The sequence below is a fragment of the Oxynema aestuarii AP17 genome (assembly GCF_012295525.1).
Taxonomy (GTDB): domain Bacteria; phylum Cyanobacteriota; class Cyanobacteriia; order Cyanobacteriales; family Laspinemataceae; genus Oxynema; species Oxynema aestuarii.
In genome coordinates, this window is the sequence record NZ_CP051167.1 from 5,445,527 (window position 1) to 5,461,975 (window position 16,449).

General features: G+C 52.9%; 15 protein-coding genes and 1 riboswitch. Of the genes, 7 read left to right on the forward strand and 8 right to left on the reverse strand.

The annotated features are described in order from the left end of the window. Window positions 1–80 precede the first annotated feature (80 nt). From HCG48_RS21770 to HCG48_RS21790, 5 genes are all read left to right on the forward strand, one after another. A complete protein-coding gene (locus HCG48_RS21770) occupies window positions 81–1,391 on the forward strand; it encodes a dihydrolipoamide acetyltransferase family protein (protein ID WP_168571046.1) in 1,311 nt (436 codons plus the stop codon). A 221-nt stretch (window positions 1,392–1,612) separates the two neighbouring features. Further along, window positions 1,613–2,320: an ROK family protein gene (locus HCG48_RS21775; protein WP_168571047.1), complete on the forward strand. Its 708-nt coding sequence runs from the start codon at window positions 1,613–1,615 to the stop codon at window positions 2,318–2,320. 520 nt (window positions 2,321–2,840) lie between these two features. Next, complete coding sequence (locus tag HCG48_RS21780) at window positions 2,841–3,053, forward strand: hypothetical protein (RefSeq protein ID WP_168571048.1); 213 nt, start codon at window positions 2,841–2,843, stop codon at window positions 3,051–3,053. Window positions 3,054–3,513: 460 nt separating this feature from the next. Further along, complete coding sequence (locus HCG48_RS21785; protein ID WP_168571049.1) at window positions 3,514–4,776, forward strand: cation:proton antiporter domain-containing protein; 1,263 nt, start codon at window positions 3,514–3,516, stop codon at window positions 4,774–4,776. Window positions 4,777–5,048: 272 nt separating this feature from the next. Further along, window positions 5,049–5,591 (forward strand): cyclic nucleotide-binding domain-containing protein, encoded by a 543-nt coding sequence (locus HCG48_RS21790; protein WP_168571050.1) that lies wholly within the window; start codon window positions 5,049–5,051, stop codon window positions 5,589–5,591. 167 nt (window positions 5,592–5,758) lie between these two features. On the opposite strand, the gene HCG48_RS21800 is transcribed toward HCG48_RS21790, so the two are convergent. Then, window positions 5,759–7,222 carry a sensor histidine kinase gene (locus tag HCG48_RS21800; protein ID WP_168571052.1) on the reverse strand — a complete coding sequence of 488 codons (1,464 nt, stop codon included), beginning with the start codon at window positions 7,220–7,222 and terminating at the stop codon, window positions 5,759–5,761. Window positions 7,223–7,751: 529 nt separating this feature from the next. Between HCG48_RS21800 and HCG48_RS21805 the strand changes: the two genes are divergently transcribed. Further along, a complete protein-coding gene (locus tag HCG48_RS21805; protein WP_168571053.1) occupies window positions 7,752–8,072 on the forward strand; it encodes a DUF3155 domain-containing protein in 321 nt (106 codons plus the stop codon). Window positions 8,073–8,228: 156 nt separating this feature from the next. On the opposite strand, the gene HCG48_RS21810 is transcribed toward HCG48_RS21805, so the two are convergent. From HCG48_RS21810 to HCG48_RS21840, 7 genes are all read right to left on the reverse strand, one after another. Then, window positions 8,229–8,777: a cofactor assembly of complex C subunit B gene (locus HCG48_RS21810; RefSeq protein WP_168571054.1), complete on the reverse strand. Its 549-nt coding sequence runs from the start codon at window positions 8,775–8,777 to the stop codon at window positions 8,229–8,231. Window positions 8,778–8,958: 181 nt separating this feature from the next. Next, window positions 8,959–9,900: an NAD(P)-dependent oxidoreductase gene (locus HCG48_RS21815; RefSeq protein ID WP_281362036.1), complete on the reverse strand. Its 942-nt coding sequence runs from the start codon at window positions 9,898–9,900 to the stop codon at window positions 8,959–8,961. A gap of 110 nt (window positions 9,901–10,010) precedes the next feature. Continuing rightward, the gene (locus HCG48_RS21820; protein ID WP_168571056.1) at window positions 10,011–10,595 is read right to left on the reverse strand and encodes a thioredoxin family protein; all 585 of its coding nucleotides are present in this window, start codon (window positions 10,593–10,595) and stop codon (window positions 10,011–10,013) included. 256 nt (window positions 10,596–10,851) lie between these two features. Beyond that, window positions 10,852–12,093: a cytosine deaminase gene (gene codA, locus HCG48_RS21825; RefSeq protein WP_168571057.1), complete on the reverse strand. Its 1,242-nt coding sequence runs from the start codon at window positions 12,091–12,093 to the stop codon at window positions 10,852–10,854. Window positions 12,094–12,210: 117 nt separating this feature from the next. Continuing rightward, window positions 12,211–12,630 (reverse strand): pentapeptide repeat-containing protein, encoded by a 420-nt coding sequence (locus HCG48_RS21830; RefSeq protein ID WP_168571058.1) that lies wholly within the window; start codon window positions 12,628–12,630, stop codon window positions 12,211–12,213. Window positions 12,631–12,736: 106 nt separating this feature from the next. Next, on the reverse strand, window positions 12,737–14,473 hold the full coding sequence (locus HCG48_RS21835; RefSeq protein ID WP_168571059.1) for a tetratricopeptide repeat protein: 1,737 nt from the start codon (window positions 14,471–14,473) through the stop codon (window positions 12,737–12,739). Between the two features lie 345 nt (window positions 14,474–14,818). Beyond that, entirely contained in the window at window positions 14,819–15,133 is a 315-nt protein-coding gene (locus HCG48_RS21840) for a DUF4278 domain-containing protein (RefSeq protein ID WP_168571060.1), read from the reverse strand. 39 nt (window positions 15,134–15,172) lie between these two features. Beyond that, window positions 15,173–15,268: riboswitch (Glutamine riboswitch) on the reverse strand. A gap of 355 nt (window positions 15,269–15,623) precedes the next feature. On the opposite strand from HCG48_RS21840, the gene HCG48_RS21845 reads away from it, so the two are divergent. After that, the gene (locus HCG48_RS21845) at window positions 15,624–16,391 is read left to right on the forward strand and encodes a hypothetical protein (protein WP_168571061.1); all 768 of its coding nucleotides are present in this window, start codon (window positions 15,624–15,626) and stop codon (window positions 16,389–16,391) included. Window positions 16,392–16,449: the final 58 nt, after the last annotated feature.

Genomic DNA, 16,449 nt, shown 5'->3' on the forward strand with positions numbered 1-16,449 from the left:
CCGGGCTACCCTGTATCGCGATACAATTCAAGCTTGCCTTATTTTCGTATTTCATTGATCGTCGAGTCGGAAATCGCCCCATGATTCACGAAGTTTTTATGCCTGCTCTCAGTTCCACCATGACTGAAGGAAAGATCGTTTCCTGGGAGAAATCCCCGGGAGATAAGGTGGAAAAGGGAGAAACGGTGGTGGTGGTCGAGTCTGACAAAGCCGACATGGACGTAGAATCTTTTTACGAAGGGATTCTCGCCGAGATCGTCGTTCCTGCGGGAGAAGTAGCTCCGGTGGGGGCGGCGATCGCCCTGTTGGCGGAAACAGAAGCCGAAATCGAACAAGCCAAGCAGAAAGCAGCCCAACTGCAAGGGTCTGCGGCTCAAAGCGCCGCCCCTGCTGCTTCGGCTCCGTCTGCCGCCCCGTCAGCCAGTCAGGGTGCAGCCCCTGCCCAGACGACAGCGAGTCCTTCTCGTCGTAACGGACGCACGATCGCCTCGCCTCGCGCCCGCAAGTTAGCGAAAGAATATCAAGTCGATTTGAGTGGCTTGCAAGGAAGCGGCCCCCACGGTCGCATCGTTGCCGAAGATGTGGAAGCGGCGGCGGGCAAAGCGCCCCAACCCAGTGCGCCCCCGGTGGCTCCTCCGGCAACAGTCCCGGCGAGTCCGGCAGCGATCGCCCCGACGCCAGCCCCGGCAGCTCCCCCGACGCCAACCCCCGCCCCCCTCGGCGAGGTGGTATCGTTCAATACCTTGCAGCAAGCCGTAGTTCGCAATATGCTCGCGGGGTGGCAAGCGCCTGTCTTCCACGTCAGTTATACGATAACGACGGATAATTTAGATCGGCTCTACCAGCAGATTAAGTCTAAAGGGGTGACGATGACCGCCCTGCTGGCGAAAGCGGTCGCGGTCACTTTGCAAAAACACCCCGTTCTCAACGCCCGTTATACAGAAAAGGGGATCGAGTATCCTTCGGCCATTAATGTTGCCGTGGCGGTAGCGATGCCCGATGGCGGGTTGATTACCCCGGTGTTGAAAAGTGCCGACGGTCAGGATATTTATTCTCTGTCGCGCAATTGGAAAGACTTGGTCAATCGCGCCCGGGTCAAACAGTTGCAACCGGACGAGTACAGTACAGGCACCTTTAGCCTGTCGAATTTAGGAATGTTCGGCGTCAGCAGTTTTGACGCGATCTTGCCGCCGGGTCAAGGGTCGATTTTGGCGATCGCCGCCGCTCGTCCTCAAGTGGTGGCCAGCGATGATGGGTCGATCCGCGTCTGTCGTCAGATGCAGGTCAATATTACTTGCGACCACCGGGTAATTTACGGCTCTCATGCGGCAGCGTTCTTGCAAGATTTGGCGGCGTTAATTGAGAACGATCCCCAGTCCCTAACGCTGTAATTTCAAATTTTGACCGGAAACCCGGTTTTTCTGCGTTTTTCGTCTATCCCGAGCCAACGATCGCGCAGAAACCGGGTTTCTCGATCCTATCGAGCGATTCCGCCTTGGTGCAATTTGTTGGGGAATACGATTCCCTTTCAGTTTTTGACGAGATCCCTCGCTCCGATCTCGACTTGTGACCCTCGATTGCTCGCGCTCAATTATTGACGATTCGCACAGTTATGACCGAGAACAATGGCAGCATCCGCACTCTAGCGGTGGATATTGGCGGTAGTGGGGTGAAAACCCTCGTTTTAGACGAAGATGGAACGCCGATCGCCGATCGCAACCGCCAGGAAACTCCCAGACCCGCCAAACCCGAACCGATTATCGCGGCGATCGTCACTTTGGCGAAAGAACAATCCCCGTTCGATCGCGTTTCCGTCGGCTTTCCCGGGGTCGTCCGTCACGGGGTGACCTACACCGCCGTCAATTTGCACGAGGATTGGGTCGGCTTCGATTTAGCGACTTCTCTGCAACAGCAGTTAGATAAACCCGTGCGCGTGGCGAACGATGCGGACATCCAGGGACTCGGCGCGATCGCCTCGGAAGGGGTCGAACTGGTGGTGACTTTGGGCACGGGTTTCGGAACCGCTTTATTTGTCGATGGCAAATTGGTTCCGAATTTGGAAGGCGGACACCATCCTTTCCGCAAAGATAAAACCTACGAACAGTTACTCGGACGGGCCGCCCTCAAAAAAATGGGTTCCAAACGTTGGAATAAAAATTTAGCCCGGGCGATCGATACCCTGCAAAATCTCTTCAATTACGATCGCCTCTATCTCGGTGGCGGCGAAGCCAAAAAAATTTCTATCGATTTACCCGAGAACGTGGCGATCGTTCCCAATATTTCCGGGTTGTTGGGCGGAATTGCTTTGTGGAAAGATTGAGGGAGTTTGACTCCCTAATCGGGAATCCTCTATAGGGAACTACTCGATCCTGACGTTTAAAGTCTTTGCACTTCCCGCTCTCGCCCTCGCCAACTCTGCCCCGTCAAACGGGGTTTTCCATATCAAAAAAATCATTATTTTTCTGATAAATAGGCTACTTTTTTCACCGAAAAATATCCAAGCAAACCTGAAGAAATCCATGCTTACAAGCTCGATCCAATCGGGAACGAACGCGATCGCGACGGCTTGCGTTCCTGTTGAGCATTCTTACTCAAGCTCTCCATCAAGATTTCTGTAAAATAGAACACACAATTTCAAGTTATCTAAGGTTTTAAAATCTCTGAAACCTTCTTGCGGCAGTGCTGTTCACTATTTTCTGACTAAGTTTTGCGCGATCGATGTCAGAAAATCTCAATAGCGAAATGCCCCCAAAAACCGTATTCGGTGATACAGTGGAGCTATCCAAAAATTTGTGTCCTACGATACGTTTATTTCTCGCTAATTTGGAGCTGCCCCCACTATGATTGCTCTCTACATTATCGCCCCAATAGTCGCACTAGCTGCGTGGTGGTCGTGGCGACGAGTTGCCGAAGAAACTGTAGGGGTGATGGCGATTTCGATTGCCAGTGTTTTACTATTATGTGCCTTGGTATTTGCCCCTTGGCAATTTCAACTCGTCGGCGTGTTGGCGTTGGTGTGCGATCGCTTCGAGTTGTTGAGCGCTAAAAATTAACTAAAACCTGCCGATCCCGCGATCGGGATTCCCAGGTGGCTGTATGTTCTATTCGAGAATTCAACAGACTGAGATTAAGCTGAAATCCGTTATGGCGATCGTCGCGCCTTATTTTTAAAGTTTAGTATCGCTCCTGTTTGTAAGCACGAAGGTACTGGAAACCCTCCAGTACCTTTTTTTTGTTTTCCCATCGCCGGACTATAGCAATCCCCTGTTAATACAGCGATCGCCAACGACAGGGGATAAACATTGAGTAGGGGTTTGGTTAGCAAACCCCTACAAAGCATCGTAAACTGTCGAGAGCGTTGGGTTAAACCGATGGCAACCCCGTGTCATTTGATGCTGCGGCGATTGCTTCCTTTCAAACATGACGCTGAATGTTTATTTTATAAACAGTCTCTTAAAATTTAAAATTTAAAATCTAAAATCTAAAATCTAAAATCTAAAATCTACAATTCTCATGGATGAATTCAGTGGAAACGAGCTAGATATTGCTTTAACTGCCCTTGGCGGACTCGTTTTAATTTTGGGGTTACTTTCGGGATTTCTCAAAGAACGACTCTTGTTGTCCGATCCACTCGTGGCAGTTTGTATCGGGATTCTCCTCGGTCCGTCAGGATTGCACTTATTGGATTTGGGTCATTGGGGCAATCCGCAATCTATTTTAGAACAAGGGGCCCGCTTGGCGATCGCCATCCAATTGATGGGGGTGGCCCTGCGATTGCCGAAAGGTTATCTATTACGACACTGGAAAGCCCAAGCCGTGCTACTCGGACTCGTGATGCCTTTAAGCTGCGTGGCGAGTGCGGTGTTGGTCTATTTCATTTTAGGATTGCCGTTGTGGGTCGCCCTGCTGGTCGGGGCGATCGTCACGCCGACGGATCCGGTGGTGGCGACGGCGATCGTTACCGGAAAAGTCGCGGAACGCAATTTACCCGATCGCCTCCGTCATACCCTCTCCGCCGAATCGGCGGCGAATGACGGTTTAGCCTATCCCTTAGTATTTTTACCGATCTTGTTGCTGACACGATCGCCGGGAGAAGCCCTCGGACAGTGGTTTGGCGAAATCCTGCTTTGGGAAGTCGGCGCCACCGTCATCTTGGGGGCCGTTTGCGGTTATCTCGCCGGACGGCTGTTGTTGCGGGCCGAACGGCAGCACACGATCGATAAACCCTCATTTTTAGCTTACACTCTGGCGTTATCCCTCTTTGTTTTAGGTGGCATCAAACTGCTAAACGGCGATGGCATTTTGGCGGTTTTCGTGGCGGGGAGTACGTTTAGTTTAGTCGTAAGCGGTTCCGAGCGATCGCAGGAAGAACGAGTCCAAGAAGCGGTAGACCGTTTTTTCACCTTATACGTGTTTGTCTTGTTCGGATTGGGGTTACCGTGGCGGGAATGGTTCGATCTCGGCTGGTCCGGGGCGATCGCGATCGGGGCACTTTTACTCTTGCGCAGACTTCCCGTTCTGTTTTTACTCAAATCCTGTTTTCCGCACTCCCTGCAACGCAATGGGGATTTGCTATTTATGGGATGGTTCGGTCCGATGGGGGTGGCGGCGATCTTTTATGCGATGTTGGCGATTCGCGAAACCCAAACCGAATCGATTTGGGCGATCGTCAGTGCGGTGGTTTGCGCGTCGATTGTCGTTCACGGAATCAGTGCCATTCCTGGGGCCAAACGCTACGGTCAACTGCACTCACCCCAGGTACCCCCGACAGAATAAGGGGCTAAAAATATTGGTCTTTTGATTGTGGCGAGAGGTCGCACAAGGCTGGGGGCGCCAGATGCGGGATCCTGCCGTGGGAATTGGGTCGCTGTAAGGATATATTTCAAGGGTTAATAACTTCTTTTGTTTAGCTCTTACAATAGAAAATAAAGACGATCGCCGTTGGCGCTTGTCGGGGTTCGATCGACGATCGATTCTTGACCCTATTCGAGTGTCCAGCGCTAAGCTATAACCTCGGGAATAAGTCATAAAAATATATTCATGAACTCATGAGAAAAGGACTTTTTATTCTGAGCGAATTAAGTCAAGAAGACTTGGAGTGGATGTTGACGATCGCCACGAGCGAAGAATTAGAGGCGGGAACGACGATTATTGAAGAAGGTAAACCTATTCACAGTGTTTATATCGTCTTGCAAGGCACCTTAGTGGTGGAAGTCGCCGCATTAGAAGGAAAAGAAATCGCTAAAATCGGCATCGGTGAAATTTTAGGGGAAATGTCATTTCTCGATACTCGTCCGCCGTCGGCCACGGTCACCGTCTTGGAAGATGCGATCGTCTTGTCGATCCCGCGATTGGCACTGGAGCAAAAGTTAGAACGAGATACGGCATTTGCGGCGCGGTTTTATCGGGCGATCGCCGTCTTTTTATCGAATCGTTTGCGCCTGACGGTTTCTCATTTAGGGTACGAAGAACAGGCTCCGAGCGAGCGGCGATCGGTAAATTCTAATCCCCGCAATCAACCGGAAAAATCCGTGGATCGTTTAATCGAACGGTTGGAAGCACATCGCGAGACGATCGTTCGTTCTCTCTAGCCGCGATCGCCATCGATGGCGGTAGAAAGGGTCGCCCGTCGTCCGATAAAAATTGCCCGGGTTGATGGATAAGTATTGGGCGATCGCCGGAGCAATTTTACCCCCCGATTTAACTCCCCCGATCCGTCGCGATCGCTGCGTCAAAACGTCCGTTCGATCGGCTCATTTCAATCGTGGCGATCGTCGCCGTCGAGGGCCGGGAGTTTGACAACAAAGGTGGTGCCGGGAGTGGTTTTGTGGGTAAATGCGGGATCGGGGCAGGCGATCCAGTCGGGTTCGGCGGGACTGTAAACCTCGATATCGCCTTGGAGGTCGCGGATGAGGTTGCGGGCGATCGCCAACCCCAATCCGGTTCCGGGGATGTTTCCCTGGGCTTGGACGCCGCGATAGTGGCGTTGAAATAGATTTTTGAGGTCTTCTGGAGGAATACCCGGTCCGGTGTCGCTGATGGCGATCGCGACTTCGGGGCGGTCGGCGCGATCGCGGGTGGAGAAGCTGGCGATCTCGATATGGCCCCCGGCGGGGGTATACTTCAAGGCATTGTCGATTAAATTGGTCAGCACTTCGCGCAAGGCACTGGGGTAGGCGCGGATGTTGGGCAATTGCGGCGCCAGTCGGGTCTGTAGGTGTAACCCCCGATCGCCCGCGATCGCTTCGGCGGAGGCGAGTAAGGGGTTTAAAATCGTGCTGACGTCGCAGATTTCGAGGCGAGACGGGGGCAGGAGCAATTCGGGACCCGGACTCAAGCGGGGGACGGCGGCACCGCGATCGCGGGGTCGGTCGCCGTTGTCGGATTCGCCGACCCAATCGTTGACCCGATCCATTTGTTCGAGCAGTTCGCGGACGCGATCGCTTTCCCGCAGCAGATTTTCGGCGATCGTCCGGTTGGGATCTTCGGGAAGCAGGCGTTTGAGTAGTAATTTACCGAAGGTTTTGACGGCGGTGAGGGGGCTGCGAATTTGGTGTAAGAGGCTGTCGAACAGGTCGTGTTGTTCGTCGTGTAGGTGTTGCCGTTCGCGGGTGTGGGTTTGCAAGCTGTCGAGTTGCTGCCCCAGCCAGCGCTGGCGTCGGTCTAAAATGCACGCGATCGCCATCGTCTGGGCGATCCGCTCGATCTGGCTGCGTTCGCGATCGTTCCAGGGGCGATCGTCGCGGGTGGTGACGAGCAATCCCATGACGACACTTTCGTGAATTAAGGGTAAGACGATTTGGCGCGGTTGGGCGAGGTTGCCGTCGCGGTCGGGGTCGATCTCGTAGGTCAGGGCCTCGATCCACGGGTCGTTCGAGGGGCGATCGCCGGAAATGGCACCAGGAGGGGAAACGGCGGGTGAAATGGAGGGGCGATCGTCGGGGGAGACGGGCTCGGCGGGGCGATCGTCGCCGACGGCGGCTTCGAGCGATCGCAAGGCGGTCGGTTCGGACTCGGCGGTGAGTTGGAGGGCGCCGAGATCGCTCCCTTCTTCCCAAAACAGCGCCGTGTCGGGATAGGCGACGACGGGAACGAGTTTGGTGTCGCTTCCTTCTACCCGTTCTTCGGTTAAGTAGACGACACTGACGGACGCGCCCAATCCTTTCGTGAGTAGAGCGACTTGGGATTTACACAGGTCAATAAACTCGGCACTAGCACTCATCAATTTCTTGGCAAAGCGTCTGTTCGGCAAGGCGATCGCGCGGTCGGACTCAATTGAGTTTGATTCGCTACGCTTCGAGGCGATCGCAAGAGTTTTCCCCGTGGCGATCGCCCCTTCCCTAACATGGTTACAAAAATCTTTGGGAGTTGGCCAGATTAAATGCTAGGATACAATTTCGCTTCGCTTTCCCTGGGAGCCTTCCGGTCAACTGCGTTACATTACCGACCGTCCGCAAGCTTTTCTTTTCCGGGGCGATCGCCCAGACTCAGAGCCGCGATCGCCCTTCGCCACCGCGCGATCGCGGACTTCTTAAACCTAATTTACAATTTTTTAATTTTTGTGAAGCGGTCGATTGCGGTTCGTTTTGTATAGTCCGGCGAGAACCCGCGTGTTTATTGATTTTGAGGCGATCGCGTCCGTCCTATCAGAAAAATTAAGCCCCATTGATCTTTTGCAGTGAAGACGATATAATCACGACGGCTTTTGTAACTATCACTACAACCGTCGGCTGAAAGAGGAGGTAAGGAATTTGGCAAGGAGACGTAAGCGCAAGAGCCGTCGCCGCCAAGAAGGGCGCAGAATTCTAGAGCACGTGCCTCAGTATAGTATCGAAAGTGGTGAAGATAAGCCAGTTACAGCCGCTCGAAAATACATCAAGGCCGAAGGGATCGTCCCGCCCGCTTTGCTGTTAGTCAAACGTAACGAGCATACCACCGATCGGTACTTTTGGGCCGAAAAAGGGTTGTTCGGCGCTCAATATGTGGAAGAAAATCACTTCCTGTTCCCAAGTTTGAAGATTGTCGAAGGTAGTCCGGAAACGGTTGCCAACGTGGCTGTTAACAGTCGCTAAGACAGATTGGAATAAAGCTTTCTATAAGAATATTGGGAATTTCTATTGTCCCTCGATCGAGCGCTTGGCTTGACCGGATGACTGCGCCAATTCAGATATCGACCCCATTCAACCGTATTTGAGTGGGGTTTATTTCTGTGGAACCTGTCTCCAGCCCTATTTTAAGGGCCAGTGGAGGGTTTGACGAAAGGTGGCCAACTCGTCTCGATGACCGATTAACACGATTTCGAGTTCCGATGCTGCGGACTCGCTTTCGGTATCGCGATCGCTCGGCGCCGAGGCGATCGCCACGGCGACTCGTTCGGGACGGGCGGCATTTTTCCAATAGAACCACCCCGCCAAAGGAGACAACAACAGCACGCAGAGAAACCAGACACCCCCTTTCGGGAGAACGGTCCACCAGACCAAGGACAGACATAACAAGCCGATCGCCGCCAGGAGGGTTAAAAAGCTGGCGAGGAACCAACTCGGACGCACGAATCCTTCGTAAGTGACCCGGTTGTTTTCCGGATCGACCTTCGCCAAACGATAGGCGCGTTGCTCGAAATAATCCTGAACTTGCTTGAGGGTTGCTTCTTCGGAGTTGACGACCCGGAAGGTCATCTCTTCGGTACGGTCTTTGACCGACGCCCGAATGAAGAAGAACAAACCCACCCCTAACAACAGCGTCAGCAAGAAGGTAGAGGAAATAACAGGCAGATCCATCGCGATCGATCTCCTTGCCGCGATTCGGACAATAAGAGGACAGTGAGCGAGGCGATCGCTCGTCGGCGGTCGTGGCAGGAAGTGTAGTGTATCCCAAAACGTGACACCGGAGCAACTTCGGATCGATTTTGGCGATCGCCCCGTCGCCAGAGATCGCCACAACTGCCAGTTTGCAAGCGCTTTAGCGAGGCGGATCCACTACTTCAAATAAAGCAGAATAATCCATTTCGGCTAAATTACGGGCGATCGCCGCCTCTAAAATTTCGCGGACCGCGTCCAAAGCGCGATCGTCGAGACCCAGGGATTGACTTTCCCCGAGAAACAACTTCGTATCTTTGAGTAAGTGCTTCGTCGGAAAATTCGGGTTCTCGTAATCGCGATCGCTCATCCGCGATAACTTTTTATCGAAAGTCGGCGCGTAGAGGGCGCTTTGGCGCAAAATCTCCATAAAAGCATCCACATCCGCCCCCTGACGGCGCACGAACCCCAAACTGAGCGAAAACGCCGCCGTCAGTGCCGCAATTAACTGGTTGAGCGCCAATTTCACCGCCGCCGCCGCACCGACCTCGCCGATATAACGGGGGTCTTCCCCAAAATGTTGTAACAGGGGACGCCAGCGATCGAACTGCGGCGCCGTACTGCCGACCATGACCAACAAGTTGCCCGCCTTCGCTTCCGGAATGCTACCGAGGACCGGGGCTTCGAGATATTCGCCGCCGAGATCGCTCACCTCCCGCGCCAGAGAACGGCTTTCCTCCGGGGCGATCGTTCCCATCTGGACGATCGCCCGTCCTTTCACCGTATCGCGCGCCGACCCCGACAGCACCACCTCGCGAATCGCCCGCGCATCCGTCAGCATCAACACCGCACAGTCACATCTTTGTAGCGCGTCCCTGCTGGACTCGACCACCGTCGCCCCCGCCGCGCGCAAGGGGTCGAGTTTTTCCGGGGTGCGATTGTAGGCGATCGTTTCGATGCCATGGGTTAACAAACGTCGGGCCATGGGTAGACCCATTAATCCGGTGCCGAGAAATGCTACTTTCACGATCTTTATCCTTTCCGTTGGCAAATCTTCGCGATTTTTCATGCTCGCTTGCGCGAGACGCGATCGGGTCGTCTTCAACTCAATCGACGGGATATTTAGGGAGATCCTCCGTCATGAAATTAAGAACCGTTATAACTCAATTTTCAATCCCTGCAATGATTCAAAATATCGGTTTAACCTTCATTCATTTAAGCCCCAAAATAAGGCGGTTCGTTGCCCGGTTTCCACTTAATATTACAACCGATACTCGGTTTCTGCTCCGAAGGAACCGGATTTCCCGCAACGATCGCATCGAGGGCCGCCCGTAAATCTTTCCCACTGACCGGGATATTATTACCGGGACGGGAATCGTCGAGTTGACCGCGATAAACCAACGCGCGATCGCCGTCAAATAAAAAGAAGTCTGGCGTACAAGCAGCCGTATACGCTTTAGCAACTTCCTGAGTTTCGTCATAGCAAAACGGAAAATTAAACCCCAATTCCTGGGCCATTTCCTTGAGCTTTTCCGGTGCATCGTCGGGATGAGTGCCAACATTATTCGCACTAATCGCCACAATTCCAATATTTTTATCGCGATAATCTTTACCGAGATTGGCGAGTTCTTCTTGCACGTGTTTGACAAAGGGACAGTGACGACAAATAAACATCACCAGTAACCCTTTGCAATCGCTGAAAGTCTTGAGGGAAATCATCTGACCCGAGATCGTATCGGGAAGTTGAAAATCCGGTGCAGTCGTACCGAGATCTAACATCGTCGAAGGGGTTAAAGCCATGAGATTTCCTCCTGAACGCTCTATTGTGCAGTGAGTTGACCCGATTTGACGGTTCCACCTCGTTTTCATGGTAACGGTTCGCGGGGCAACCTTACGAGTCGCCGGGTAAGAACGATCGAAATTGAGCAGTGATGATTCTTATACATTTTCGCTGTTGGGCGGTACATTTCGATCGCCCTAAATCCCTCTTAAAAAGGGGGGTTGGGGGAATCTTGGCCTCTTGTACCTCATGACAGCACGAATGGCTGTATTCTTCTTATTCTAAATAACAACAAGTTGCCGCCGATCGCGTTTCAAAAATTAGCCGTCCCCGGGAGATAACATGAGAAACGGTAGGGCGACGGCGCAAGGCATCAAAGCGATTTTCGGCGTCTAAAACAATTAAATTAGCATCGTTGCCGACTTTAATTCCATAATCTTTTAAATTCAGGGTTTTGGCACCCCCTGCGGTTATCATGTCATAACAAGCGTCAATTTCAGCTAATCCGGTCATTTGGCAAACGTGAACGGCCATATAAGCAACATCGAGCATATTTCCCGTTCCCAAGCCGTACCACGGATCTTGAATACAATCGTGTCCGAGGGAAACATTTAAGCCATTTTGCCACAGTTCTTTAACTCGGGTAATTCCGCGCCGTTTGGGATAGGTATCGCTGCGACCTTGGAGGGTAATATTAATTAAGGGATTGGCGATAAAGTTGATGCGCGATCGCCCCAACAAGCCCATTAATTTGGTGGCATAGGCATTATTATAAGAAGCGAACGCCGTAGTGTGACTGGCAGTGACTTTAGAATGCCATCCGGTGCGAATGGCGTAAGCGGCGACGACTTCTAAAAAACGGGAGTGGTCGTCGTCAATTTCATCGCAGTGAATATCGATGAGGCGATCGTATTTTTGCGCTAATTCAAAGATGCGACGAACGGAGTTGACCCCATCTTCTCGGGTGAATTCATAGTGGGGAATGCCCCCGACGACATCGGCGCCTAAAGTTAATGCTTTTTCGATTAATTGTTCGTTGTTTGGATGGGAGTAGATGCCATCTTGAGGAAAGGCAACAATTTGTAAAGTTATCCAATCTTTGACGGTTTCTCGAACGTCGAGTAAGGCGTGTAAGGCGGTTAAGTCTGGGGCGCTGACATCGACGTGCGATCGCACGAACAGGATGCCTTGGGTGGCTTGTTGTTTGAGAGTGGAAATGGCACGATTTTTAACATCTTCGGCGGTTAAATTAGTTTTGCGATCGCCCCAAATTTCAATCCCTTCAAAAAGGGTGCCGCTTTGATTGGGACGGGGTTGTCCGGCGGTTAAAGCGGAATCGAGATGAATGTGGGACTCGACAAAGGGCGGGCTGACGAGGCGTCCGTCGAGGTCGATTTCACGATCGCCCGTCCCGTCAATTTGCGCCGCGATCGTAACAATTTTACCGTCAACAATACCGATATCCGCGCGATCGCCGTCAAGTTGTTTTCCCTGTCGTAAAATTAATTGATATTGCATTTAAAACGATCTATTTTTGGTTTAAGTATTTAGACATTGAAACGGCATGATTTAAGCCCGTTATGTTCCTAAAAGCATCATTAAATCATGTCGAACCCAACGAGAGTTCTGCCAATGTTAACGGACTTCCTCCAATCCGGTGACCTCGGTCAGAATCGCCCCGGTTAAATCCGCCCCGGTTAAATCCGTACTGACTAAAATCGCTTGATGGAAATTGACCGCCGTGAGATTAGCGTTTGTGAGTTTAGCGCTAAATAAATTGGCGGCGATGGCGGACGCACTTTGTAGATCGGCGCCCGTGAGATTAGCATCGGTCAAGTCGGCTTCATCGAGGATCGCCTTTCGCAAGTTGGTGCCGATGAGGTCGGCTTCGCGCAGGTCGACCCCGGTGAGGTCGGCGCCGCTTAAGTCGCAGTAGCGGCATTCGTTGGTAGCGAGGAGTTGTTGCAGGTGGTTGGGATTGACGGCGTATCCCGCATCGACGGCGAAGCAAAGTGAGGAAAGGAGGGTAGTAGTGACCCCGAGAATTTTGTTCATGGGGAGGAAGGGGTTTTAGGTTTTTTTAGATTGAGGGGTTTATATGAGATAGAAAGTGAGACTTCCGCTTGCGTGGGAATGAGGGGCGCGACGGGCGATCGCGCCGTCACTCGGGTTCGGGTAAATCGAGGGGGGATTCTTGGATTTTTTCGAGGAGGCGATTGCGTTTGTCGATCGCCTCGGTGGAGTCGGGTTGAACTTCGATCGCCACGCCGTACGATTTCAACGCTTCGGGATAGCGGTGCAGTTTATCGAACACTTCGCCCCGTTTGATCCAGGCTAAAGCATGGGTCGGCTTAATCGCGATCGCGTTATCGTAAGCGGCGATCGCGGCGGCATACTGAGATAAGCGGGTCAGCGCTTTCCCCCGTTTCATCCAGCATTCGAGATATTTCGGCCAAATTTGAATCGCCCGGTCGTAAGCGGCGATCGCCTCGATAAATCGCTCCAACTGATAGAGCAAATCCCCCCGTTTCATCCACGCTTCCCCGTCGTTGGGTTTGAGTTCGATCGCGCGATCGAAGGCTTCGAGGGACTGTTCGTAGCGCCCCAACTTCTCCAACACGTGGCTACATTTCACCCAACCGCGATAGACAAACGCAGCATCCTGACTCACGGAGATGACCTTCTCGTAAGCAGCGAGGGCCTCCTCATGCTGCTCCATCTTCTCCAACGCCATCCCCCGGTGATACCAGGCTTCAGTCAAATTCGGCTCGATTTGCAACGCATTGCTGTAAGCGAGAATTGCCTCGCTGTAACGCTGCAATCCGTAAAGCGCCATCCCCCGTCCCAACCAGGCGGCGGGTAAGTTCGGGTCGATCGTCGTGGCGCGATCGAAGGCGGTCAGGGCGTCTTCGTACTGACCGCAATCAGACAGGGCAATCCCGCGATTCATCCAGACTTCGGGCCATTGCGATCGCAGTTCGATCGCCTTGTCGAAACAGGCGATCGCCGCTTGCGCCCACTGATGACGCAGGGCTTTCCCTTTATAAAACCAGACCACCGGATTGTTGGTGACTTGTTGCAAGACGCGATCGAAGCAGGACACCGCATCGGTATGGCGTCCGAGGCGATCGAGGGCGACGCCGCGATTGAACCAGGCGGCGGGGTTGTCCGGTTGCAGCTTGAGGGCTTCGTCGTAAGCGGCGATCGCCTCAGTGTAGCGTTGCAACTGTTCGAGGGCGATTCCCTGATAAAACCAGGCGGCGGCGTTGTCCGCTTGTTGTTTGACCACGTTCTCGAAAGCGACGATCGCCTCGGCGTAGCGTTGCACTTCGATCGCCAGCAGTCCGCGATAGTACCAACCTCCCGGTAAATTCGGCTTGAGTTGCACCACGCGATCGTAAGCGTCCCAGGCGTCGGCGTACTTTTGCAAGGCATCGAGCGATCGCGCCCGATAGTACCACGCTTCATATCCCTTCCCCTCGATCTCGATCCCTTGATCTAACGAGGCGAGGGCTTCTTGATAATGTTGCAAGTGAAACAGCGATCGCCCCCGCAACGTCCACGCCCAATAGTCATTCGGACGCAAGGCGATCGCCCCGTCGTAAGAGGCGATCGCCTCTTCGTAGCGGTGCAAGTTCATCAGGGCCATACCGCGTTTGAGCCAAACTTTCGGTAAATTGCGCTTTTTCGCCAGGGCGCGATCGTAAAAGGCGATCGCCCCTTGATAATTCTTCGCCTCGTACAGGCGATTGGCGCGATCGGTTTCCGAAAACGGTCCGAGTAACCGGGTCACCCACGACCAAAGCGGCGACCCCCCTCTCGGTCGCGGCGAACTCTCGGGAGGCGACTTCGGTGGGGTCAACCCCTGAGTTGCTGCTGATTTCTCGAATTCGGACATAGCCCTACCTGTTGCAACCTGTTTATACGATTTTAGATTTTGATGCGGTGTAGATGCGCCCGAAGCGGTTTCGATTGGGTCTTTTCGAGCTTTGTTCTTCGCCTATAATGCAGCCGAAGGAGTCTTCTTCGCCAATCTAGATGTAGGTTTTATCTTATCGGTCGGTTGTCGGGAACGCTGGCCGCACTAGATTTTTGCCCAAAGATTTTTGGCCAAAAAAAAAGACCCTCGCGAAGGAGGGCGGGGATTTTAAAAAATCCTCTAGAAGCAATGAAGGCACGAAATTCGTGCCTTCATTGGGTTTAGCCTATTCGATTTTTGGCAATCTTTCTCTATCCGGTGCGCTTAGAACGCCAATCCGAGACCGACTTCGCCCGCCAAGCGGCTCAACATCGAACGTTGGCGTTTTTGGACGCGGCGATCGCGTTTCATCATCCGGTAGCGCGCTTTTTCTTCCGGCGCATTGACCGCTACCGTTTCAGCCGGGTTGTAGCTAACTCCGCGATATTTCAGTTCCACATTCGTTTGTTGCACGGGTTGCTTTTGAACGTTGCAGAACTGCCAATCTAAACCACGATAACGACCACTCAGAGTCCCTTCAGTTTCTTCAACGGTGGGGGGAGTGTATTCGTAGGTGATTCCGCGATAAGTTAATTGCATGAGGGTCGCCTCCTAAATAACTGGCTGTAGCAATTTTGAGGCGCGTTCCTTCGGGAAAATTCCCTACTTCCGTCTCTCCAGCGACCTCTAGATTGCATATCCGGCAGTTATTGAGGCTTTAGAGAGATGAACGATTCGTTTCTGTATTTATTGTTACGGTTTGAGTGGAAATTGTCAAGGGTTTTACAAAAGTTAATAATATTAGCGATAAGATTGGCTAATATAAATATTGATAAACTACAAAAAGTCTCTGGGGTAATTCGCTCAAAATATCGCAAATTACTGCATTTTAAGCTAAAATTGGCGAATTTAAATTTACTGTTTTGTAGCAGAGCAAATCTTAAATAAATTCGATCGCAACCCTTGCCCTCGCGATCGCGTCCAAAAATAGGGAGAGTCCGAGGCGGCCTGTGAATAAACAAAGGTGGGGCGGGTAAGACGATCGCCCCTGCAAATAAGATGCCGCACCTCGGATCGAGGAGAAATTACCATGCAACAGCGAATTACAGCCAGTTTAGCGATGCTTTCGATCGCCCTACTCGGGGGGAGTACCGGCGCGATCGCCGCAGGTCTCGGCCCGATGGAGACGCGGGTCTCTGCCCCAGGGGAGGCGATCGCCTTCTGGTGGAATAACGACGACGACATCGACCCCGAAGGCATTTGGAACATTCGCGAAGGCGAAGCCCCCAACGGCAACGAATACACCGGAACCGTCGAAATCGAGGCGATCGGCGATCCGGACGATCGCCTCTACCGACTCCAATGGGAAACCTCGGAAGGCGACTATACGGGTTTGGGGTTTGTCGAAGACGGCAAACTCCTGGTCGGATACGGACGGGAAGCGGAAATTTACGGAGTAGCCCTTTATAAAATTGAAGATGACGGCAACCGCTTAGACGGACGCTGGAGTCTCTCCACGGCGGATGGCAATGTGGGGACGGAAAAGGCGACGGGAGGGCGTTCCGGACGCTTGGAAGGGGAATATCGCACGGTCAGTACCGACCCCGGACGCAGCGAGTCTTCCTACGACGGTCGTTTGACGATCGAACCCGATCGCGACGCCTACCAGGTCACCTGGGAAGTCGATGACGAGACCTATCGAGGGGTGGGCCTGCGATCGGGGGATTGGTTCGTCGTCGGTTGGGGACCGGGAGAGAGCTTCGCGGTTTTAGAGTACGACCTCGACGACGACGAAGCCGAAGGACGCTGGGCCGTCTGGGGAGTTCGCAATTTCGGTCAAGAGAAAATCACCCGTTAACCCGGCGTGGAGGCGATCGCGGCGCGATCGCGAGAGAAAACCCCCTGTTGCTGTCGTC